This is a genomic window from Pseudomonas sp. GW821-FHT02H09 (assembly GCF_059421425.1).
Genome location: NZ_JBWKVA010000001.1, coordinates 26,058 through 46,216, shown reverse-complemented (window position 1 = coordinate 46,216; position 20,159 = coordinate 26,058). Strand labels below are relative to the sequence as shown.

Below are 20,159 nucleotides of genomic sequence, written 5' to 3'. Positions count from 1 at the left end.
AACCCTTACACGCCGCCACAGTCCATGTGTTAAGCCTCAACGAGTGTGGCTCAAAGACCATCTGTTCCAGGAGATACCCATGAAGCGTTCTGCCCTGGCTGGACTGCTCATCACCGCAACAATGCTGGCCTCGCCGGCATTCGCTTCAAACGATAGCGATCAATGTGTGATGAACCTTCAAGCAGTCAATAACAAGCTGGCCAGCACTACCACGCTGGACGCTGCCACCAAAGGTGTCGTCGTCACCAAAACCGAACAAGCCAAGGCCGCCCACAACGCAAACAATGACAAAGAGTGTGTTTCCCTGGCGCAGCAGGCGCTCCAGGACATTCAAAGTCACACGAATGGCCAATAGGGCCGGGCCAGAGCCAATCCAGAGCAGGCCCTTACGCACAGGCGCAGACAGAAGGTCGACTCGCCGCGCGCATTGGCGTACACTGCACCTACCTGCTGGTTATGCACAGCAGGTTCGGGGCCGTTTAGGATTCGACGCCGGTTGCGAAACTCTAGGTGCATGCCGAGTTGGTAACAGAACTCGTAAATCCACTGTTGCAACTACTTATAGTTGCCAATGACGAAACCTACGGGGAATACGCTCTCGCTGCGTAAGCAGCCTTAGCCCTTCCCTCCTGGTCACTTCGGTGCCAGCAATCATCAGGGGATGTCTGTAAACCCAAAGTGATTGTCATATAGAACAGAATCGCCGTGCAGTACGTTGTGGACGAAGCGGCTAAAACTTACACAACTCGCCCAAAGCACCCTGCCCGTCGGGTCGCTGAGGGTTAACTTAATAGACACGGCTACGCATGTAGTACCGACAGCGGAGTACTGGCGGACGGGGGTTCAAATCCCCCCGGCTCCACCAATTGATCAATCAAAGACGTCCACGGACGTCTTTTTTTGTGCCTGAAATCCGATGAAATCAAGGACTTACAGCGCTTTTGAGGGCCAGCGAGGTTTTTTGAGTTCCAGACGGTTTGGTATCCCAGGTGGTATCCCGGGCTACCCGGTGCTATTTTTAGGATACCAAAACGGTGCAGGGGGTAACTCTCATGCCTACCCAAGCAACCCGTCTCTCCGACCGTCAGCTAAAGGCGGTCAAGGCAACCGGTAAGGATTTCGTCCTCAGCGACGGTGACGGTCTTCAGCTTCGCGTCAGAGCAAGCGGCTCGATGATGTGGAACTTCAATTACCGTGAACCGTTGACCAGAAGCCGTATCAACATGGCGCTCGGTCCCTACCCTGACCTCTCATTGGCCAACGCTCGGAAAAAAGCTGTGGAGGCGCGTGAGCTGCTCGCCCTCGGCATTGATCCCAAAGTTCAACGTGATGAGGTAAAACAAGCTAAGCTCGCCGAGACTGAGCATACCTTCGAGAAGGTGGCCACAGCCTGGTTCGAGCTGAAGAAAGACTCGGTTACCAAGGCCTATGCCGAGGACATTTGGCGCTCGCTTACGCTTCATGTTTTTCCAAGCATGAAAACAACGCCGCTCTCGCAAATTACCGCCCCGATGGTCATCAAGGTTCTTCGCCCAATCGAGGCCAAAGGCAGCCTGGAGACCGTGAAGCGATTGAGCCAACGGCTCAACGAGATCATGACCTACGGGGTCAATTCCGGGCTGATATTCGCAAATCCGCTCAATGGAATTCGGGCGGTGTTCAAGAAGCCGAAGAAAGAGAACATGGCTGCGCTAGCATCGGAGGAACTACCCGAGCTCATGCTGGAAATTGCAAACGCCAGCATCAAGCGCACGACCCGCTGCCTGATCGAATGGCAGTTGCACACCATGACTCGACCTGCTGAGGCGGCTACCACTCGCTGGGCAGACATCGACTACGAAAGGCGTGTCTGGACTATCCCACCGGAGCGGATGAAGAAGCGCCGTCCACACAGCATCCCGTTGAGCGATCAAGCAATGGCATTGCTCGAGGTGCTCAAGCCCCATAGCGGTCACCGGGAGTATGTCTTCCCGGCAGACCGAAACCCACGTACTCACGCCAATAGCCAGACCGCCAACATGGCGTTGAAACGCATGGGTTTCCAGGACCGCTTGGTCAGCCATGGCATGCGCTCCATGGCCAGCACCATCCTGAACGAGCATGGGTGGGATCCGGAGCTAATCGAAGTCGCGCTGGCGCATGTCGACAAGGACGAAGTCCGAAGCGCTTACAACCGAGCTGACTACATCGAGCGCCGGCGTCCGATGATGGCTTGGTGGAGTGAGCACATCCAGAAAGCGGCCACTGGCAACCTATCGGCATCTGCGATCAATGAATCCAGAGATCGGAAAATTGTGCCCATACGGTGAGTTTTCTCGGGGCGGAACCGGTCCTTCGACGATAAGCGATGTAAGCCTCACCATAGGCTCAAAGCATCATTGATGGCGGGTCCAGACTTTGAGCGATATGCCGGTCGACGCGGTGACGATTGGTGCGATCCATCGCAGTCTGCACAGCGACCAGAGTGCGATGGCATACGCCGTGACGTAGCGTCGGTGGCCAATGCCATGACCTACATGCGCCACATGACGAACTGGTCGGTCCTCCGCCAGATCATCAACATCGGCGAGATGGCCGCGCACCAGGTGGCCGAGGACGCTCCGCTCCCCCCAAAATCATCAGCACTGCACAGAACCGCCATCGCTGACCTGCGCGACCTGCAGGCCGTTGGCAAGGCCCGCTACAAGCGGATGGCCGATATGGCGCCCATCCTTAACTCACCCTCATAGACGTGAGCGATCGACAAATCAGTCGCACGTCATGCGAAAGCGATGGCGGGCACCGTAGATTTACACATGGTGTTACTTGACAGGTTTCAGGAAATAGGCGAAATTCCTCGCCATTACTGGATCCCGCCCTTTTTAGGGGTCTGCACAACAAACCCGGCCGAGAGTCGGGTTTTTTGCAACCATAGAGCTGGCCAAATGCCAGTATATGGATAAATTTTTTGACGCGTTTTGCGTCTTTGGTATAGGTTTTCATGGACGTAGGTGCGACCGCTGAGCAAGACGGAACTGCCGTTGAATCCGTAGCGCCTCAGCTGCATGTGGTGAAAGACGAAAGGGAAACCATCGAGCTTTCCAGTATTGAACAGCCGGCGGTAGAACCACTGATTCAGGTGCTGCGAAATGCGCCTCTGGGCAAGAAGTACCGCATCTATCTGTGGGCTAATCCCGGCGGTAACGTAATGCAACTGCAAGCCCTCATTGAAGCGCTCGCACGCACGGATGCTGATGTAGAGATTGCAGTGGGTCGATTTGCGATGAGCTGCGCTGCTACTTTATGGCTCTGGTTTGCTCTGGATCCTATCAACCTGAAGGGCGATCCAGGTGAAGGCCGGGTAGTGTCGGTAAACCCGCTCAAGCCTGCGGTCTTGCTGTACCACCGGCCGAGATGGCCGAATGGGCCTTATTATTGCTTTATTGACGATTTTAAAGATAAGGCAATTCGATCGAGCGTTCGTGAGCAGGTGGATATGTTTGACGACCTGTTCTACCGTTACCTTGAACATCAAGGGTTGTCACAGATCCACGCGGCAACAGTAGCTACGCCGCAGGTGACCTATAAGCATGAATTGCATCATCTGTTAGAAGCATACCAAAGCAACAAAGATTGCTTTATTCCCTTGTAAAGGAAAGGAATCATGAAGACTTTTTGCGCTAGTGAGTATCAAGCCAAGAACGAGTCTAAGCCACGTAAAGACGCCATGACCGGTCGCGAATACACGCTGGCACGCGTTCGTCAATTCCAAGAGGCTGACGAAAATCTCAAGGAAGCGTGTGCAAGACTAGGCATTGAGAAACCCGTCATGATCTGCTGATCAACTTCACCTTCGTAGGAAAAGCCCGGCCTCTTTACCGGGCTTTTTCGTTTCTGATGCGGGTTGGAGCAGCCGGGTAGCTCGTTGACTCATAACATAAAGGTCGCTGGTTCAAATCCGCCCTCGCTCCATATTCCCAGCCTCGCCATCGTGCGGGGCTTTTTGTTTCTTGCGCGGCGCAGTCCACAGCTAGGGTGGTCCCTCAGGAGGGCCTCGACACGGTATCGCCGGTAGTCACGTTACGATAGAACACCGGCACCTGAAGCGCTCTACTTGGAAGCCTGCGCAGCTTCCTAGCTAAGCAAGACTGAATCTCGATAGCTCTATACGCCTCTTTCGTCGGCGACACCGGCGACAACCCGCGTATTCCGTGGCGTGCAGCATGGCGACAGAGGTGGCGACTGTCGCCATTGCAAGCCTCGCTCTTGGGGCTTTCTTGACTAAGCCCACGCGAGCGGGAAGGCTCCGCATTCCCACTCGCATGGACTCACATTAAAAACCGACGAACGACCAACCGGCCATGGAAAACCACCGGCCTCCAAGGCCTTCCAGCGCTACCAATGGGCGCAAGAGTCCCCCCCAAAATACGGTTGACCGCCAGCAGAACGAGCGCTAAACCAGAACCGTACCAGCGCTGTCCTCGACAGCACCCAGGTAGCTAGAACCTTTGAGGCTACGCCACGCCGTGGTGGTTCTCCCCAAGTGCGATTAGCGTCCGGCGGCTCGCACGCTCACAGTGATGTGATGGATGCCTACTTCTATTAGAGTGCCACTGCGGCAACTCATACCCCTTTATAGCTGCCCTGCAGCAACCTATCCGCTTGGCCATTTCCTTGCGCCAACCTGTTGCCCGTCTCTTTGCCCCCTAAAGAGACGGGCGCTCCTACCACTGCTGCAGCCCTGCTCACACGGGCCTTTGCGGCTATCCCCCTCGTGACAATCGGCGTGACAAACACCGAAGTCACCAACAACAGCGATCCAGATGATGGTGCCGCAACCCAGGGAATGGACTGCACCTGACTGACAGTCAGGCATGCCCCGATCATCGAATCACTGCTTTCACCCGACTCAGGATCTCGCGGCGCAGGTCTCGTCAGCCAGCGCAGCCTCCACCCGCCCACTTCTTCGGAAGTGTTCAGGAGGCTACAGATCTTGAGATGCCCAAGCTCCCGGTCGTAAAGAGCCGTCAGTCCCGCGTTAGCGGACAACCCTCACAGGTCGCAGGGGCCTTGATCCCTGATAACACTCAACAACCGTGGCGGGATGAGTGAAGACAACGTTGATCATCTCAGGAGAATAGCGATGCAACTGTGCGAAGCGTTCGAGCCCCCACAACCCTTGCTGGAATACCAGCAAGCGCCACTGCCCTACCCGGTCGAAGCACTTGGGGATCTGTTGGGCCCCGCGGTCGAACGCCTGGCCGAGGTGATCTGCGTGCCCCGCGCCATGGCTGCACAATCGGTGCTGGCAAGCGCTGCTCTGGTAAGCCAGGGTCATGCCAATGTCCAACTCGACGGCCGAACTTATCCGCTGTCCCTTTACCTGCTGACGGTGGCGTCTTCGGGTGATCGCAAAAGCGCGGTGGATCATCTGGCACTGAAGACGGCGCGCGACTGGGAACGACAGCAGTGGACCCTGTATGCGGAAAAACTCAAAGCTTATCGCGCCGCTACCAACACCATGGCCAAACCAAAAACCTCAAAGAAACACGCGGATCCGGAAGGCAGCGAACTATCTGAGCCAGTCCCGCCGAGGCTGATCATTGCCGAACCCACCATTGAGGCCCTGATCAAAAGCCTGTGCCATGGTTTGCCCAGCATGGGCTTGTTCAATGATGAAGGTGGCCAGTTCTTGGGCGGCAGCACCATGAGCAAAGATAATCTGCTCAAGGCGATTACCACCTTGTCTACTCTGTGGGATGGCAGTCCGATCGACCGGGCTCGCTCCATGGCCGGGGAAAGCCTGCGTGCCTATGATCGCCGCCTCAGCCTGCATTTGATGCTACAGCCTTATTTGGCCAACCAGCTACTCAAAGACCCGGCGATCAATGGCCAAGGCATCTTGGGCCGCTGCCTAATCAGCTGGCCCGAACGCCTGGTCGGCGGGCGTTTGTACAAGGCAGTCGACTTGACGCGAGATGCCAAGGTCCAGCGCTACCAAACGCGCATCACCGCCCTGCTGGATAAGCCATTGTCGCTACACAAAGACGGTTCACTTAACCCCGCTAGGCTGGAACTGACGGCCAGCGCTCGCACTGCCTGGATTGATATTCACGACACCATCGAATGCCAGTCCGGCGAATTCGGTGAGCTGGCGTGCGTCCAATCCGTCGCAGGAAAAGCGGCGGCCAATGTGCTGCGCATCGCCGGTGTGCTCGCGGTAATTGAAGATGCGAGCGTAGTGAGTGAGGCCCATATTCAACGCGCCTCAACACTGATGGATTACTACCTGGCGGAGATCCAACGCCTGACCGAACAAGAGCCAATCAACACTTTACGCGAGGAAGCGGATCGACTGCTGCGCTGGCTGACGCAAAAAGGCTGGACCCAATTCACCATCCGCGATCTCAATCGCAACGGCCCTCGCTTTGCACGCAAGAGCAGCCATCACACCGCCACACTGCTCGTCGAGCTGATCACGCATAACTGGGTGAACAGTCGCGATGCCAAAACTTTCGAGGTCCGCCATGTTTCGCCTCAATGACGCGGTGCGCTGCTACCAGGCACAACATCAATCGCAACCAGAAGCACCGCGTGTCACCGCTTCTGTCGCCACCTTGTCGCCACGCGCCAAGCCAAGAATGACGCGGGTTGTAGCCACTGTCGCCGCTGTCGCCACACCACTTCTTGCCCCCGCCGACATCGCCCTGCTGATCGAGCAACTGCGTGAGGAAGGGGCACTACTGGAACACCAGGAGAACGCCCTCCTGATCCGTCCGACACACTGGCAGCAGGTGGACAGGCTCAGCCCCCACTGGAAAGCCATGCTGCTCTTTCTGCAAACAAACGAAAACGGTGATGACGATGGCACTGGTCGGTCGGCGTGATGGTCGCAACTTTGGCTATGGCCGCCAGCTGAGCTACGCCGGCCCACAAGCGCTCAAGGATCTGTTTGCCGGTGGCCACTTCGCCACGGTCAGAGCGCATAGCGATCGCTGGCAAGCGTTCGTGCGTTGGTGTCGCTCAGTGGACGGCCCAGGTTACAACGATGCGCGCCAGATCGATCGACGGACGCTGCAAGACTACGCCGCTTACCTACGACAGCAGGTCCAGCAAGGTGAACTCTGCATCGCTACCGCGCAGAACCGCCTGAGCAGCATCAACCGCACCCTCGCTGCGCTGCGTGGTGATCAGGATGTCAGGATCGCCAGCCCGAGCCAGGCCTTAGGACTGCAGCGCTCGACCGTACGCACCCGCGCGCCGGATGGTCAGGACCGCCAACAGGTGCATCGAGTCGTGGAGGCGCTTGGCGGACAGCAACACGAGCGGGTGGCCGCGATTGTCCTGTTGACCCGAGCAACCGGCATGCGCCTGCGCGAAGCGATCCTGGCTGACCTGCCACGCTTGCAACGCGAAGCCGAACACTTAGGCCGCATCAACATCCAGGACGGCACCAAAGGCGGCCGCTCAGGGGCTTCAGCGCCACGCTGGGTCGTGGCCAATGAAGCGGTGAAAGCGGCTCTACAGTTGGCTCGTCATGCATCGCCGCCCCGCAGCCGCAACTTGCTGGCCCGAGACGAAAGCTACGCCGCGTTCCTGCAACAGACCGTACTCCCCGCCCGCGAAATACTGCATGAACACGGGCTGAAGGGTTTCCATGAACTGCGAGCGGCCTACGCCTGCAAGCGTTACGAACAACTCACTGGCCACGCCGCACCAGTCAGTGGTGGCCATTGCTACTGCATTGACCGTGACCTTGATCAGCAGGCGCGTCAACAGATCAGCCTTGAGCTCGGGCATAACCGGATCGATGTGGTCTCGGCCTACATTGGAGGTAGAGCGTGACCAAGCCCTTCGATATGACTCTATTCCTGAGCGGCGTACTGACCGGCTCGAAGGCTACTCAGCAACGCCACCTACGCCAAGCCCGAATCATGCAAGCGGCCATTCAACGACGATGGCAACGCGATAATCCCTGGACCTGGCAGCTCAAGCATGTGCGCTGGTTTCTCACTCAGCACCTGAAAGACCACTCCGACGCCACCCGGTATTATTATCGACTCACCGCCCTATTGATCTGGAGGCGATTAGGGAACGGTCGAGAATTGCTGATCAGTTGCTAGGCTAGACGTAGGTAGGCATTGATTACTCTCTGCCGTCCTGACCGCAGCATTTCATCGCGTCCGACCTCGCTTAGCAGGGACTGCTCGATGACCTGCTCACGCAAGGCCTTGAGGCTGATAGGCAGGCATCGGCGACCACGGCCAATACGGGACGTATGACGGACTGGAAATCGGGAATGGCCATATTCGCTTCCTTCCTTGAATTCAGACCGACGCCTTGCGGCCACGTTTTGCCTTGGGCGCAGCGGCACGCTGGGCTTTGATGCGCTCCAATAGAACGCTGGCAGGCTCGTCGTTCGGGTCTTGGGGCACCAACTCACCACGGAAGGCTTTGGCCAGGATGCTTTGGGTCAGGTGGTCGATACGGGTCTTGGCCGAGACGACTTTGGCTTCCAGTTGGTCGGCGAAGGCGAAGAGTTGGTCGACGCGGCTGACTATTTCGGCTTGTTCGTCTAAAGAAGGATAGGAAAACTCTATTTCTTTAATTTCCCCTAAGAAAAGATTCGCTTGTGCCGTCGATTTTGACCTGGTCGCAATTTGGACTTGTGCAAGTGGTGACTGAAGAAAGTACATTAGATACTTTATGTTAACTATTTCTTTCAGCGGCCGAACTAATGCAGCACTTCTGACCATTACATATGCATCGTTTTTGTCAACTAGCGCTACGCGCCCGACGCTGCCAGAACATGAAATGAGCACATCACCAATAGAAGGGTCGCATCGTTTTCTAATTCGCTGGTACTCGTCATCTCCGACGTAATCTACATCCGATAAAAGGATCTCTGAGTTACCAATATTCCTTGCTGAAAGCAAATAATGACCATGGATTTGCCTTTTTGGTGTTGCATGCTCGCCATCGGTTATCTTTATAGATATATCTCTAATTCTGAGTTTTTTCCAAACGTCAGGGATATTCCCTAGGTACTCACCGTCTGTTGGGCTTTCTCCAAAAGCTAGGTCGCTTTTGACATTTTTAAGTTTTATCTGCTCGGATTTGAATTTTTTCAGATAACTCAATGCTTGTTGCAGGTTTTGAAGTTGCAATGCCCCATTGGTATTCCGCCACTCCTCCGTCAACCGCCCGGAAACCGCTGCGGCGAGGACGGATTGGCGGAAGCGTTTGAGCAGGGTGGGGATGGCATTAACACGGGCTTTGAGGGTGTCGACTTGAGCCAGAAGTTCATCAAGTTTTTTGGCTATGCGGGTTTGTTCGGCGAGTGGCGGCAATACGATGCTGTAATTAATCACCTTCTTTGGTTGCGCTCGTGTCAGAGAGCCGCCAACGCCGGATACTTCTGCGCACAGTACTTCTCTGAAGCCACCTTCGCTCAGTTGGTATCTCAGAAAATCTGCATTAATTAGTGACTGTCGTATCACGATCCATTCAGACGACCCTATCTGTGTAAAATCCCCGACGGGCCCTACCTTCCAGACACGGTTAATGCGTGGGTTTATTTTGCAAAGCAGCACATCATTCGGCTCAAGAGACTGTTTTGTTGATCCTATTTCTTGGCCATTAACAGTCTCAGGCTTACGAGTCGGATAAATCGGTACGCTATAGAGCTCAAACATCTGCTCGGGGCTTTTAAGTGGGTCAATGTTGCTTCCTGAATAAGCGTTAACCCCGCCAATAGTGGTTGATACCCACCCCTTCGGCAACTCACTCATCCTCATTCTCCCGAACCACCACCAACCCCATCACCTCCGCCATCAACTGCTTTTGCGCCGCCACTTCATCTCCCGCACCGAGGGCCTTCATCAATTCTTCCAGCTCATGCAGCGCCTCGGTCAATTCGGCCATGGCCTCGCCAGCCAGTACTTCCGGGGTGGGCAGCTTATTAGCGTCGAGGCTGTCGGCATCTTTCAACCAAATGATATCCAGCGAGTCGCCGCGCTCCCGGACTTGTTCGCGGGTAAATACGCGGAAGCGGCTGAGTTCGCCGATTCCTTCGACATTCTCGGCGCGCGGGCTGTTGCCGTTGGCATCCTCACCGAACGCGACTTCGAATGGCTTCAGGTAAGCCGCACCGAACGGCGTACGCTTCCCAAAACTAGGCATGTTGCTACGCAAATCGTAAACCCACACACGCTGCGTGCAGTCTTGATCTTGACGCGGGTTATCGACCGAGCCTTTCTGGAAAAACAGCACGTTGGTCTTCACGCCTTGAGCGTAAAAGATCCCCGTTGGCAGGCGCAGAATGGTGTGTAGGTTGCACTTGTCCATCAGGTCGCGGCGTACGTCGGTGCCGACGCCGGCTTCGAACAGCACGTTATCCGGCAATACCACGGCGGCACGGCCACCGGGTTTGAGGCCGCGGTAGATGTGCTGCAGGAAGGCCAGTTGCTTGTTGCTGGTCTTGTAGGTGAGGTCATCACGGGTCGGACCGCCACCGCCCTTTGCGGTGCCAAACGGTGGGTTGGAAAGGATGACATCGACTTTGGGCAGGTTGGCGCCGGTTTGGCCTAGGGCGTTGCCTAGGTGCACCACGCCTTCTTCGTCACCTTCCATGCCGTGCAGCAAGGTGTTCATCAACGCCAGACGACGGGTGCCCGGTACCAGCTCTACGCCGACAAAGGCACGGTTGCGCTGGAAGCTGCGAGCCTTCTCATCAAGGTCGTAATAGTCGTCGGTTTTACTTTTGATGTAAGCATCGGCGGCAATCAGGAACCCCGCGGTGCCGGCAGCCGGATCCTGAACGACCTCACCGGGCCGAGGCTTGATGCAGTTGATGATGCTGTCGATCAATGGGCGCGGGGTGAAGTACTGGCCGGCACCGGATTTGGTTTCGCTGGCGTTCTTTTCCAGCAGACCTTCATAAAGGTCGCCGAGGCCGTCCTCACGGGCACTGAACCAGTCGATTCCATCTAGGCTCCTTACCATTTGTTCGAGATGGCGTGGCTCCTTAAGACGGGTTTGGGCGTCGGTATAAATGGCGGCGATCAATTGATCGCTGCTCTTGCCTAGATCGAGGAGCATTTGGCGGTAATGGTTGAGCAAATCCAGACCTGACTTATTCGACAGGTCTGGCCAGCGGGCACCGGCCGGCAGCTTGTGGTTGAAGTCGTCGTTGTTCTGAACCTGCTCGTATTCCATCTTGATGAACAGCAGCAGGACCAGTTCGGTCACATAATCGCTGTAATTGATGCCGTCGTCGCGCAGGACGTCGCAGAGGTTCCAGAGTTTCTGGACGATATCGCTGTTGGTCATTGGTTGCCCTGAGAAAAGAAGGTATAGGGTCGATCGGGAAAGGCGTGGCAGCCCCATGCGAGTCATCGACCTATGTAAAAATCGAAAGAAAAATTTTGCGGTGGCCGAAGCTGGCCAGCATGTGGCACGGGAGCGTATGGAGATCTGCCTGACATTGCAAGAGACCATCCCGACGCCCACGGCTGATCACGCGGCGGCGGACCAGAGGTTATCGCCGAGTGTATCCAGCACTTGCTCCAGCTGGCCTCCAAGCAGCTTGTCGAGCCTTTTCAATCCGCCGTCATTGGAAAATGCACGGTTCAGTTGCTGCTTATCGACCACAATTTCATGGACCAATTGGGTCGCCAGGCGATCCAACCATCTGCGCTGGACCTGGTTCCAGGGTTGAAGGGCATAGATTTTCTGCATGGCGTTGGCGACCCTCTGCTCAAAAGGAATCAGCGCTTCACCCAGTGCAGCCTGACGAATGTAGCCGATCACGCTGGCAGCGATTTCCTGATTACTGTTATTGAACCAGGCGCTACGCAGACTGGCTTCACCGAATGCATTCTGATCGAGCAACAGGCGGATCTCGCGGAGTTGTTCACGTGTCAGATCCTTCGGGCGGTTTACCACTACAGACAGGGCCGCGGATTGGTTGATCTGCAGGTGGATGAACTCGCGAAAGCTGTCCAGGTAGTCGGAAGGCTTGCCGTAATGACCATAACTTTGTTCACGGACCAACAGCTTATCCGGGTGATGCGAGATCACCGGATAACGATAGGTACCGAGCAACTCGTTCACCGTGGCAAGCTGATTGAGCAGCTGGCTGTGCTGACGAACGAAATTTGCTGCTTGCTGGGGGCCCAGCTCATGAAGATGCTGGTGTAGGCTAGCCGGCTCTACTCCCCAGAGTTCATGTAGCTCATCGAGTTTATGCTTGATGTCCGGCCGCGTCTCAGCTCTGTGCTGGGCCTTGCGTAGGATACGCATGATGCGCTGGTTGAGTTGGTCTAGTACGTCATGGGCATGACTCGTCTGCTCATTGTTGCCCGGCGCTTCGTGGCTATGGTCGCTGGTAATTTCATCCAGCAATTGCTCCAACGTGATGCTCGGGTCTTTTACCAGTGGCCGCATCGTATCGACCGATTCCAGGCTGGCGTACAGGTCCACTGGGTCATAGATGCGGAATACGGTCTTGCCTATGTCATCGCAGCGCCGGGTCGCGCGGCCTTTCATTTGCTCATAGAGGATGCGAGAACGCACGCGACGCATGAACACCAGGTTGCAGATCGAGGGCACATCAATACCGGTGGTCAATAGGTCGACGGTAATCGCGATATTGGGATATTTCTCGTTCTTAAAATGGCGAATACGACTTTCAACATGGTCGCTCTGGCCTGTGATGACCTGTACCGCAGCCTGGTTGTAGCTCTCCTCGTAGATATCCTTGAAGGCCGAGTCGAGAAGGTTTTTCACCCTTTCCGCGTGAGCCTGACTGACGCAAAAGATCATGGATTTCTCTTCGCCGTTTGGGTCGATATCTCCAGCAAGGGCTTCGCAGATGACCCGGTCGAAGTCAGGTGTAATCACTCGGCGGTTGAATGATTCGATTTGGAAATCCAGCTCATCTTCCAGCTCGGCGACGTCGACTTCGCCAGTTTGCGTGTTGATTACGCTGACCTTATCGCCTCTGTCAAAATGAATGCCGTTTTCGCTTAACTCGGTTCTGTAGTTGATCGGGGGTTCATGATCGATCAGCCAGTCATCCGCGACCGCTTCGCGGTAACTGTAGGTGAACACCGGTTTTCCGAAGATCTCCGTTGTCTGTATCGCCGGGGTGGCGGTCAGCCCAATGCGACAGGCGTCGAAATAGTCGAGTACGCGACGATATTGCGAAAGGTATTGGCTATGGTCACGAACGGAAAGCTCGCCTTCAGTCATCTCCTGATCGAGCGTATAACCACGGTGCGCTTCGTCGACAATGATGCAATCGAATTCGCCAACCGGCGGTGGATTATCCGAGCGGAAGATGCGGCTCACCATCGCCTGGACGGTCGCTACCTGGACGCGGGTCTCCGCTTCGGCCGCCATGTCGCCGAGTACCTTGACGTCGTAGATTTGCGCGAGGGTCTGATTTTGCTCCAGTGGCATATCGTGGAACGAATCGATTGCCTGTTCACCCAGGGCACTGCGGTCTACCAGGAACAGGATGCGCTTGAACCGTGATGATTTCAGGAAGCGATACATTAGGCCGATTATAGTACGGGTCTTGCCAGTCCCGGTGGCCATGGCCAGTAGACAATTGCGTTTGTCTTCAGCCAAGGCCTTTTCGACAGCCAGAATGGCTTTCTCCTGGTAGTCTCGCAGCTTCAGATAGCCGAAACCCTCTGTATGAAGTTTGGCTTCGGCTTTTGCCCGGTCCTGCTTGAGCAGATCGAGCAGATCGTCTGGCCGGTGGAAGTCCTGAAGGGCACGACGGGTATTTGCGGGGCTGCGAAGGTCTCTGAACCAGGTGCCGGATTGCTCGGCAAGCTGCTGGATGTACGGGCGACCATTGCAGGCAAAGGCGAAGGGGATTTGGAAGCGGCCGCCTTCTCCGTCTTCCCATGCGTCGGAGCGACCCGCTTGGCTCCAGGCGGTCACGTGTGCGGTGGGATCGAGCCCTCGAGCGTATCGTTCGGCTTGGGGAATGCGCTCCGCGATGTTGATGCGCTTGCGCTTGGCCTCGACTACAGCAATCGGCATCAGGCCGCGGAACAGAATATAGTCTGCCTTGGAATTCAGATTGGACATGGGCCACTCGGCAATTGCCTTGTTCTTGCCCTTTTCCGGACGCCCGCCTTTGGTATAGGTGAGATCCAAAGAGTCGGCTTCCCAGCCCGCCTCATTGAGCTGCTGGTCGATGAGAATACGGGTAAGGTCTTCATCCAGATCGAACTGTCTGGTCGCTCGCTTGGCTTTCTTGGCAAACGCTTGAGAGACCTTGGCTTGAGAGGCCAGCTCTTTGCGCAAGGCCTCAAGATTCCTTTCATGCTCGGCCCGCAAATCGGACAGTTGCTTTTCCTGCTCGTCCGCCTTCTGTTTATAGTTGCGCGACTCGATTTCCATTAGACGCGCGAGCTCTGCGTGCTCTTCGGCTTCACGCGTGAGCAGATCTGCCAGTTGCTGGTCATCCTCCAGTCGATGATCGGACTCGCGCAGCTGTGCCTTGAGTTGATCAATTTCGCTTTGGAGTTCGCGCAGCGGCGCGCTGGGGTCTGCTGGCGTGATGAATTGGCCAGGCTTGAATGTCCTGTCGGCTTTACCAGCAGCGCGGTGGTACCAGACGCAGAGCTCGCGGGCGACTTTCAAGCCATCGAGCGCTTCCCGGTGGCAGGTGCTGAACCCGTGGGTCGCTTTGTTTCCTTCAATGCGCAGCGTATGGAACAGGCTGACAATATTTCGATCAAGCTGGATTTCACGGCCCAGTTTGTAAAGAAGGTCAGCCTGGGTGGTCTTGACATCAAATTCGATGGCAGCACGGCTGGCAAGGTCCTGCGCTAGGGCTTCTCCCAACTGTCGGAGCTTGATCAGCGTAATGTTGGGATCGCTGCTGAAAGCCTGCTCGGCGCTTACGGCCAACTTGTTGAAAACCGGGTCGTGTTCGGCAAGGAAGAAGAAGTTAGAGCGTTGGGACATTGCGTCATTCCTTAGACTGGCTCTGGCAGCGATCATGTGCATAAGCGCAAACAAATTATTTCAACTTTAACGAAGAATAATGGCACTTGACCAGCACTCACTGTCCCGCGCCTCACGGAGCGCCGGTGTCGATACGCGCCGCATTCCAAATTGGTATCACTTATGGGGCACCCATGGCAGCATCACCAACCTCACAGAAAGCCGGTTTGTCTTACTCTCCACCTGTGCACGCGTAGGTGGTTGGAATACACAGCGCTAATCGAGCTTCGTGGTCTCAGACCAATAGTGGGCAGCTTTAATGATTCGCTTGCAGCCAGAAATGGCATTAGGGACCAAATTCTCGTGCTGACTGTCACTCATCGAAATGCTGATCTCGGCATGAGCTTCTCTCACTGCTCCCCACAAGCTTAGATAAGCTTTCGCCAGCTGGTCGCTGGGCAGATCCAATGCGCTCAGCTTATTCAGCTGCTCGTAATAGCCTTCAAGTGATCTCCTTACCTGACCCCAATCAACTGTTTTAGTCAGCACCCCCCAGCCCTGAACGCAGTCCAACAGGCGTACAGCAAAGTCGTGCATGGATAGGGCGGTATGGCTTATTGAATTTTGAAGAAAAGTCATCTTCTCCTTTGCCTTCTCTACTTCGCGCAGCGCCCTCTCCTCATCACGTCGATCCTTCGCATTTGCTATCCACACCGATGCCAGTATGGCCGCGATGGAACCCACAGCCTGAACCCATGCTGGCGCGTTGGGATTTCCCCAAGGCCAATTGAAGATCCACCAAGCGGCTAGGACGACTAACGGCGATACAAGCAGAGCACTGACAAGGCCGCGTGGGCGGATGGTGAATACTATCTCTTTCGGCATTGCCATCTCCGTGCCATCACAAAAACACGAAGCTTGCCCGGTGAGGTTTGGCGAGTCCATAGGGCGCTGCATGATGGCACTCAGCTCATCCCAACTTGCAGGCTGCATAAAGGCTAAAAAATGGCAGTAGTTTGCGTCCAGCCTGGCGCCTCATCGGCATCCAGGACCAGCTGCACACCAGGACATGGGCAGCGTCGGTAGCAGGGATCCCGTGACGTCACCTAGGCTGCCAAGCTGCACCAGCGCCAGCCCCCCGCCGTTGATGGTACCGATGTAGATCGGCGAAAACGCCTGCTCATGCTTGCTGGCACACGCCAGGTCCGGCACCGAGCCATACAGCACTCTCGACAGAGGCAAAGCAATTAGCCATCATCGTTGCGGGCAGCTCACATGCACGATGCCATCGCCAAATCCACGACGCACCTTGTCGCACCCGCCCCCACTGATCGACTACCCCATCGGGCCCGACGAACGCTTGTATGAGGATGGGCGCAGCGAGCCCAGCGGCGGTGGATTTCAAAGATATCGGAGTTTCGGTACCGAAGTTACCGATGGAGTGGAGCGGGCGAATCTGGGGTGCAGACGGCGATGATTGAAGCACTTGGGGAAGCAGGGTGGCCAGCATTAACGGCGGTGACCTGCCCTGATCCCCTGTCCCTGTTGAACATTGAGAACGACCCAACCTACTGCATCGGATGCTGCGCACCATGAATGTGATGAACGTAATGCCCCAACTGTCCCTGTCCCCCTGTGGCCCGGTTAACGAAGCTGGGGAGCAAGTGCATTTTCGTCAAGGCGACCTTGACGGCGCCTGCGGCCCCTACAGCCTTCTGATGGCGCTAGTTGCCAACGGCATCATCAGCCGCTTCGAGGCCAGCTACATGGGGCTGAACGACGGCCGTACCCGGCTGGGTAAATTCCATAACCGCCTGGCCGAATTCGGCGGTCTGATCAATAACGGTACCAACGGATGTGACCTGGACTGGCTAGTCGACTGCTTTCGCAACCAGATCAGCCTTGAGAAATTCAGCGGCAACACTCGCTCCATGGTGACCGAGCTGGTGGCAGCAGTAACCAATGGCTACTCCACCATCATCGGGGTCGACTGGCCGGGCGGCGAAGGTCATTGGTTACTGGTCGTTGGCTATCAAGGTCAGGTGGTAGAAGTAGCAGGTGCCAAGTCCCAGACCAACGTCACCCACCTGCTCTGCCTCGATCCATTCCTCGAAGCCCCTCGGGTGTCACTGTGGAATGCAGTCCTGGAGGTGCAAACTGCCGATGGAACGGTGGTCAATGCCGGGCCGTTTCCGTCCAACCATTGGGGTGGTGTCGAACCGAGCAAGTGCCGGATTACCAATGGATTGGGCATTGGGAAGCGGTAGGGCTTGGCTGGACTTTTCGAGCGGCCGACAAACGTATTTTCAAAATTATCCGGAGCAAGATTGATGACCACTCCTCGAGTTTCTAATGCACTTTGGGCACAAATTTCCAACCTCAGTGGCCAGCGTTTAGATACACCTGCCAACCGGTCGGATTTTGAAGTTCAGGCAGTCAGCCCTACTCACGTGACCATAGCGACACACAGCAGCACTGTCAGTGTTTCGCGGCAGGCATTTGAACAGACGCTGGACTATCTGCTCACTCAGGGACATCAGGGGCATTCCAATCAGGTCGCTATCGGCTCCAATAAAGACCCTTTGCTGGCAAGTCCGCTTTGCCAGGCTGCACGCAGAGAACCTGGTGGTAGTGCCGGGCCCATGGTGATCACGTATGTGCTACCGATTCTTGAAGCATGTGGATCAGTAGGTATAGGTCGAACCGCCCGCCCCAGTACAGTCTGGTTGTTACCATGAGTCTGTAAGGGAGTGGCATTGTATGAATCCCTTTCGGCGACACTGTCAGCGCCAAGCGCGTCGTGGTGGCCGGTTACGGCGACTCCCAGCCTATCCCAGGTATCGCACCAGAGGATGCCCAGCAACGGCGCATCGAAGTGCGCTGGGTGACACAGGAAGATCGCTAGGCCGTGTTCGCCACACTTTTCACCACAGATAAAGGATTCCAGTAATGGGTATCACCTACAGACAAGATGACGACCTGGCGTTTCTCCAGTACTGCACGGAGGAAGACATCCGCCAGCTGGCCAAGTACCTGATGCTCGATAACGATGGCGAAAAACGAGTTGCCAGTGAGATCGCTAACGATGAGCAATTCAAGAAACTGGAGGGCCAGCCGGACCAGTGGCGCCAGTGCTGGAAACTGGTGGCCGGTGAACTGCAGCATTTCGGTGGCGATTCGATCGTCAACTTGTTTCGCCGCCAGGGAGTGCTGTACAAGGAAATGCTCTGCGACGTCTGCGACAAGGCAAAAGCCAAGTACGATAGCAAATCGTCTGCCTATGACATCGAAAACAAGTTGATCGAACGCCTGGTCGAGCAGTCTTGGGACAGCATGTCTGACTCCGAAAAACGCAAAGCCATGGAGTCGATGAATCTTCCTGGGGCCATTGAATCTATGCCCCTGGCCGCAATCATCAAAGCTATCAGCTCAGGCGGCATAGGGTCCTTCGAGTGGTCTGCTTGGCTCGCCAATTCCGCCCGCCAGTACTTCGGCAATGCCTTGGTCATGGGCGCCGGTGGTGCCGCTGCGTTGATTGGCGGACGCGCCGTGGCCGCCTTCGCCGGGCCGGTCGCGGCTATCGCCGTGACCATACCGTTGCTAAGCGGCACCGCCTATCGGGTCACCATTCCAGCGGTCATCCAGATCGCCTACATGCGCCGCAAATACGAAAAAGAGGACCGTTTCTGATGCAAGCCGCCGCCGACCTACTGCAGAAAATCTGGGTTCTCGATGAAGCCGCCTTCTCCAAAAAACTGCTCGACGCCTTGGCTCAGGGTAAAGCTGTGATCCATGACGGCGTGGCCTACTGGAAAGCAGGTAGTGGCGAGAGTGGGATTATTCAACACCTGCCATTCAAGGAAACCATGATCAAGTCCGCCGAAGAAGCGATCAAAGCCGCACAAATGACAACCGTCATGGCCGCAGCCGCTTCCACCTGCGTGATCCTCGGCGCGTTGATCATCCAGACCAAATATCTGGCCGCAAAACTCGACAAGATCCAGAACACCGTCGACGAAATCGCCAAAGACCTGCACGCCCAGAACATTGTCTATTACATGGACAAAGTCACCGATTACATCGGAGGGATAGAAGTTGCCCGCACCCTGCTGAAGGACCGCAGCCTGGCCCATGAGATCAGGGAAGTGGCCTACCCACTGCTGGCCACCTCAGCGGCCAAGCGCAACCACGCGCTGTCCTTCATCGACAATATCCTCAACCTGGCGCATAACAGCAACGAACTGACCAACAAACACTACGAACTGGTGGTCAACTTCGCCCACATGATGCTGGAAATCATGCCCCTGGGAATGCACACCGAATACCTGCTGGCCGCCCGCGTCGGCAAACCACAATTGGCCCAGCAAATCCTGGAGGACGGTGCCGAGCGCTACCAGGGAGCCATGAATCTCTACAAAAACTTCCTAAACGAACAACACCGCAATCTGATCCGCGGCAGCATCGGCGAAAAGGCCGAAATCTTCCATCGCATCGAACACAAAGCCAAACAACTGATCCACTCGGAAGAAAACCGGCTGCTGCTGTCCCTGCCCAATGGTCGTATGGCTATTCTGGAAGCGGCCTGAGTCCCAGCCCTAGAGCTGAAGCCTGATCGCTTGTTACAGCTTGCATACAAGCGATCAGGCCCGGATCTTCAACTGGGATGTAAGCCCCCTTCTGAGGTGCTCATCTGATCAAACTCAGGGCCTCACAATGCCGTTTACCAGGTCATAGACCAGCGTAAACGCTACGTCCGCTCGCGAGGTGTAATTGCTGCCCTTACTTACAGCCATCAACACCGCCGCAAATACTCCGCCACCGCTTTCTCCAACCACCCTGCCGCCCGCATCCTCAATTCCTTGCTCCCACACTTCGAGCAGCGCTCAAACCACTCCCCAGGCAGCAGTGCATCGCTCAGAGGCACCACGGTTTGCTTCCAAGTGCAAAAAACCACAAAAAAGTGGGGGAACAAATGGGGGGATCAGAACGTTTTTCAAAACACCTAAATCATTGTTTTTCAAAAAGTCAGAGGCAGCACGGTCCCGTAAAATGTTGTCGACATTTGGTGGCCCTTGATGGCTGCGTCCCCCTGCGTGCATCGCCTGCTTGTTTCCACCTCGCCTCACTGACATCATCAAGCCATCACTTGGGATGAGACTTGTCATTCCACCCCTTCCGCAGGTTCCGCCAACTCCTGGAAAAACGCTACA

19 protein-coding genes and 1 other RNA gene are annotated in these 20,159 nt (G+C 55.9%); 14 read left to right on the top strand and 6 right to left on the bottom strand.

All coding sequences use genetic code 11. The features are described from left to right. The first annotated feature begins 79 nt into the window (after positions 1-79). The 10 genes from AC07VR_RS00185 (at position 80) to AC07VR_RS00140 (ending at position 8,102) form a co-directional block, all read left to right on the top strand. Positions 80-355, top strand: a complete 276-nt coding sequence (locus AC07VR_RS00185; RefSeq protein ID WP_494995368.1) for a PA2433 domain-containing protein — start codon at positions 80-82, stop codon at positions 353-355. 116 nt (positions 356-471) lie between these two features. Then, positions 472-865: a transfer-messenger RNA gene (ssrA, locus tag AC07VR_RS00180) on the top strand. Positions 866-1,052: 187 nt separating this feature from the next. After that, entirely contained in the window at positions 1,053-2,309 is a 1,257-nt protein-coding gene (locus AC07VR_RS00175) for an integrase domain-containing protein (RefSeq protein ID WP_495010208.1), read from the top strand. Positions 2,310-2,507: 198 nt separating this feature from the next. Further along, positions 2,508-2,729 carry a hypothetical protein gene (locus tag AC07VR_RS00170; RefSeq protein ID WP_495010207.1) on the top strand — a complete coding sequence of 74 codons (222 nt, stop codon included), beginning with the start codon at positions 2,508-2,510 and terminating at the stop codon, positions 2,727-2,729. Between the two features lie 251 nt (positions 2,730-2,980). After that, positions 2,981-3,631, top strand: a complete 651-nt coding sequence (locus AC07VR_RS00165; RefSeq protein WP_495010206.1) for a hypothetical protein — start codon at positions 2,981-2,983, stop codon at positions 3,629-3,631. Positions 3,632-3,643: 12 nt separating this feature from the next. Then, entirely contained in the window at positions 3,644-3,820 is a 177-nt protein-coding gene (locus AC07VR_RS00160; RefSeq protein ID WP_495010205.1) for a hypothetical protein, read from the top strand. A gap of 1,302 nt (positions 3,821-5,122) precedes the next feature. Then, positions 5,123-6,523 (top strand): YfjI family protein, encoded by a 1,401-nt coding sequence (locus AC07VR_RS00155; protein ID WP_495010204.1) that lies wholly within the window; start codon positions 5,123-5,125, stop codon positions 6,521-6,523. After that, positions 6,507-6,866 carry a hypothetical protein gene (locus AC07VR_RS00150; protein ID WP_495010203.1) on the top strand — a complete coding sequence of 120 codons (360 nt, stop codon included), beginning with the start codon at positions 6,507-6,509 and terminating at the stop codon, positions 6,864-6,866. Before AC07VR_RS00155 ends, AC07VR_RS00150 begins: the two co-directional genes overlap by 17 nt. Next, a complete protein-coding gene (locus tag AC07VR_RS00145) occupies positions 6,844-7,824 on the top strand; it encodes an integrase domain-containing protein (protein ID WP_495010369.1) in 981 nt (326 codons plus the stop codon). The genes AC07VR_RS00150 and AC07VR_RS00145 overlap by 23 nt, the downstream gene beginning before the upstream one ends. Beyond that, positions 7,821-8,102: a hypothetical protein gene (locus tag AC07VR_RS00140; RefSeq protein WP_495010202.1), complete on the top strand. Its 282-nt coding sequence runs from the start codon at positions 7,821-7,823 to the stop codon at positions 8,100-8,102. The genes AC07VR_RS00145 and AC07VR_RS00140 overlap by 4 nt, the downstream gene beginning before the upstream one ends. A gap of 204 nt (positions 8,103-8,306) precedes the next feature. Here the strand turns inward: AC07VR_RS00140 and AC07VR_RS00135 are convergent, their stop codons facing one another. The 5 genes from AC07VR_RS00135 to AC07VR_RS00115 all read right to left on the bottom strand — a co-directional run bounded on the left by AC07VR_RS00135 (position 8,307) and on the right by AC07VR_RS00115 (position 16,191). Next, positions 8,307-9,770, bottom strand: a complete 1,464-nt coding sequence (locus AC07VR_RS00135; RefSeq protein WP_495010201.1) for a restriction endonuclease subunit S — start codon at positions 9,768-9,770, stop codon at positions 8,307-8,309. After that, positions 9,763-11,310 (bottom strand): class I SAM-dependent DNA methyltransferase, encoded by a 1,548-nt coding sequence (locus tag AC07VR_RS00130; RefSeq protein ID WP_495010200.1) that lies wholly within the window; start codon positions 11,308-11,310, stop codon positions 9,763-9,765. The genes AC07VR_RS00135 and AC07VR_RS00130 overlap by 8 nt, the downstream gene beginning before the upstream one ends. A 186-nt stretch (positions 11,311-11,496) precedes the next feature. Continuing rightward, positions 11,497-15,012 carry a type I restriction-modification system endonuclease gene (hsdR, locus tag AC07VR_RS00125; protein ID WP_495010199.1) on the bottom strand — a complete coding sequence of 1,172 codons (3,516 nt, stop codon included), beginning with the start codon at positions 15,010-15,012 and terminating at the stop codon, positions 11,497-11,499. 213 nt (positions 15,013-15,225) lie between these two features. Next, positions 15,226-15,834 (bottom strand): hypothetical protein, encoded by a 609-nt coding sequence (locus AC07VR_RS00120; RefSeq protein WP_495010198.1) that lies wholly within the window; start codon positions 15,832-15,834, stop codon positions 15,226-15,228. Between the two features lie 150 nt (positions 15,835-15,984). Beyond that, complete coding sequence (locus AC07VR_RS00115) at positions 15,985-16,191, bottom strand: hypothetical protein (protein WP_495010197.1); 207 nt, start codon at positions 16,189-16,191, stop codon at positions 15,985-15,987. 368 nt (positions 16,192-16,559) lie between these two features. Here AC07VR_RS00115 and AC07VR_RS00110 point away from each other — a divergent pair, with 368 nt between their 5' ends. The 4 genes from AC07VR_RS00110 (at position 16,560) to AC07VR_RS00095 (ending at position 19,535) form a co-directional block, all read left to right on the top strand. After that, entirely contained in the window at positions 16,560-17,216 is a 657-nt protein-coding gene (locus AC07VR_RS00110) for a hypothetical protein (protein WP_495010196.1), read from the top strand. Positions 17,217-17,279: 63 nt separating this feature from the next. Beyond that, positions 17,280-17,687, top strand: coding sequence for a hypothetical protein (locus AC07VR_RS00105; protein WP_495010195.1), 408 nt, complete (start codon positions 17,280-17,282; stop codon positions 17,685-17,687). Positions 17,688-17,898: 211 nt separating this feature from the next. After that, positions 17,899-18,639, top strand: a complete 741-nt coding sequence (locus tag AC07VR_RS00100; RefSeq protein WP_223528185.1) for a DUF3944 domain-containing protein — start codon at positions 17,899-17,901, stop codon at positions 18,637-18,639. Beyond that, a complete protein-coding gene (locus tag AC07VR_RS00095) occupies positions 18,639-19,535 on the top strand; it encodes a hypothetical protein (protein ID WP_194933453.1) in 897 nt (298 codons plus the stop codon). Before AC07VR_RS00100 ends, AC07VR_RS00095 begins: the two co-directional genes overlap by 1 nt. Before the next feature lie 297 nt (positions 19,536-19,832). Here the strand turns inward: AC07VR_RS00095 and AC07VR_RS00090 are convergent, their stop codons facing one another. After that, the gene (locus AC07VR_RS00090) at positions 19,833-20,114 is read right to left on the bottom strand and encodes a hypothetical protein (RefSeq protein WP_495010194.1); all 282 of its coding nucleotides are present in this window, start codon (positions 20,112-20,114) and stop codon (positions 19,833-19,835) included. Positions 20,115-20,159 lie beyond the last annotated feature (45 nt).

What these genes read in the sequence shown, in the direction of transcription:
- AC07VR_RS00185 (WP_494995368.1), top strand. Translation starts at nt 80, where the DNA reads ATGAAGCGTTCTGCCCTGGCTGGACTGCTCATCACCGCAACAATGCTG.
- AC07VR_RS00175 (WP_495010208.1), top strand. Translation starts at nt 1,053, where the DNA reads ATGCCTACCCAAGCAACCCGTCTCTCCGACCGTCAGCTAAAGGCGGTC.
- AC07VR_RS00170 (WP_495010207.1), top strand. Translation starts at nt 2,508, where the DNA reads ATGACCTACATGCGCCACATGACGAACTGGTCGGTCCTCCGCCAGATC.
- AC07VR_RS00165 (WP_495010206.1), top strand. Translation starts at nt 2,981, where the DNA reads ATGGACGTAGGTGCGACCGCTGAGCAAGACGGAACTGCCGTTGAATCC.
- AC07VR_RS00160 (WP_495010205.1), top strand. Translation starts at nt 3,644, where the DNA reads ATGAAGACTTTTTGCGCTAGTGAGTATCAAGCCAAGAACGAGTCTAAG.
- AC07VR_RS00155 (WP_495010204.1), top strand. Translation starts at nt 5,123, where the DNA reads ATGCAACTGTGCGAAGCGTTCGAGCCCCCACAACCCTTGCTGGAATAC.
- AC07VR_RS00150 (WP_495010203.1), top strand. Translation starts at nt 6,507, where the DNA reads ATGTTTCGCCTCAATGACGCGGTGCGCTGCTACCAGGCACAACATCAA.
- AC07VR_RS00145 (WP_495010369.1), top strand. Translation starts at nt 6,844, where the DNA reads ATGGCACTGGTCGGTCGGCGTGATGGTCGCAACTTTGGCTATGGCCGC.
- AC07VR_RS00135 (WP_495010201.1), bottom strand. Translation starts at nt 9,770, where the DNA reads ATGAGTGAGTTGCCGAAGGGGTGGGTATCAACCACTATTGGCGGGGTT.
- AC07VR_RS00130 (WP_495010200.1), bottom strand. Translation starts at nt 11,310, where the DNA reads ATGACCAACAGCGATATCGTCCAGAAACTCTGGAACCTCTGCGACGTC.
- hsdR (WP_495010199.1), bottom strand. Translation starts at nt 15,012, where the DNA reads ATGCACATGATCGCTGCCAGAGCCAGTCTAAGGAATGACGCAATGTCC.
- AC07VR_RS00120 (WP_495010198.1), bottom strand. Translation starts at nt 15,834, where the DNA reads ATGCCGAAAGAGATAGTATTCACCATCCGCCCACGCGGCCTTGTCAGT.
- AC07VR_RS00110 (WP_495010196.1), top strand. Translation starts at nt 16,560, where the DNA reads ATGCCCCAACTGTCCCTGTCCCCCTGTGGCCCGGTTAACGAAGCTGGG.
- AC07VR_RS00105 (WP_495010195.1), top strand. Translation starts at nt 17,280, where the DNA reads ATGACCACTCCTCGAGTTTCTAATGCACTTTGGGCACAAATTTCCAAC.
- AC07VR_RS00100 (WP_223528185.1), top strand. Translation starts at nt 17,899, where the DNA reads ATGGGTATCACCTACAGACAAGATGACGACCTGGCGTTTCTCCAGTAC.
- AC07VR_RS00095 (WP_194933453.1), top strand. Translation starts at nt 18,639, where the DNA reads ATGCAAGCCGCCGCCGACCTACTGCAGAAAATCTGGGTTCTCGATGAA.
- AC07VR_RS00090 (WP_495010194.1), bottom strand. Translation starts at nt 20,114, where the DNA reads ATGACAAGTCTCATCCCAAGTGATGGCTTGATGATGTCAGTGAGGCGA.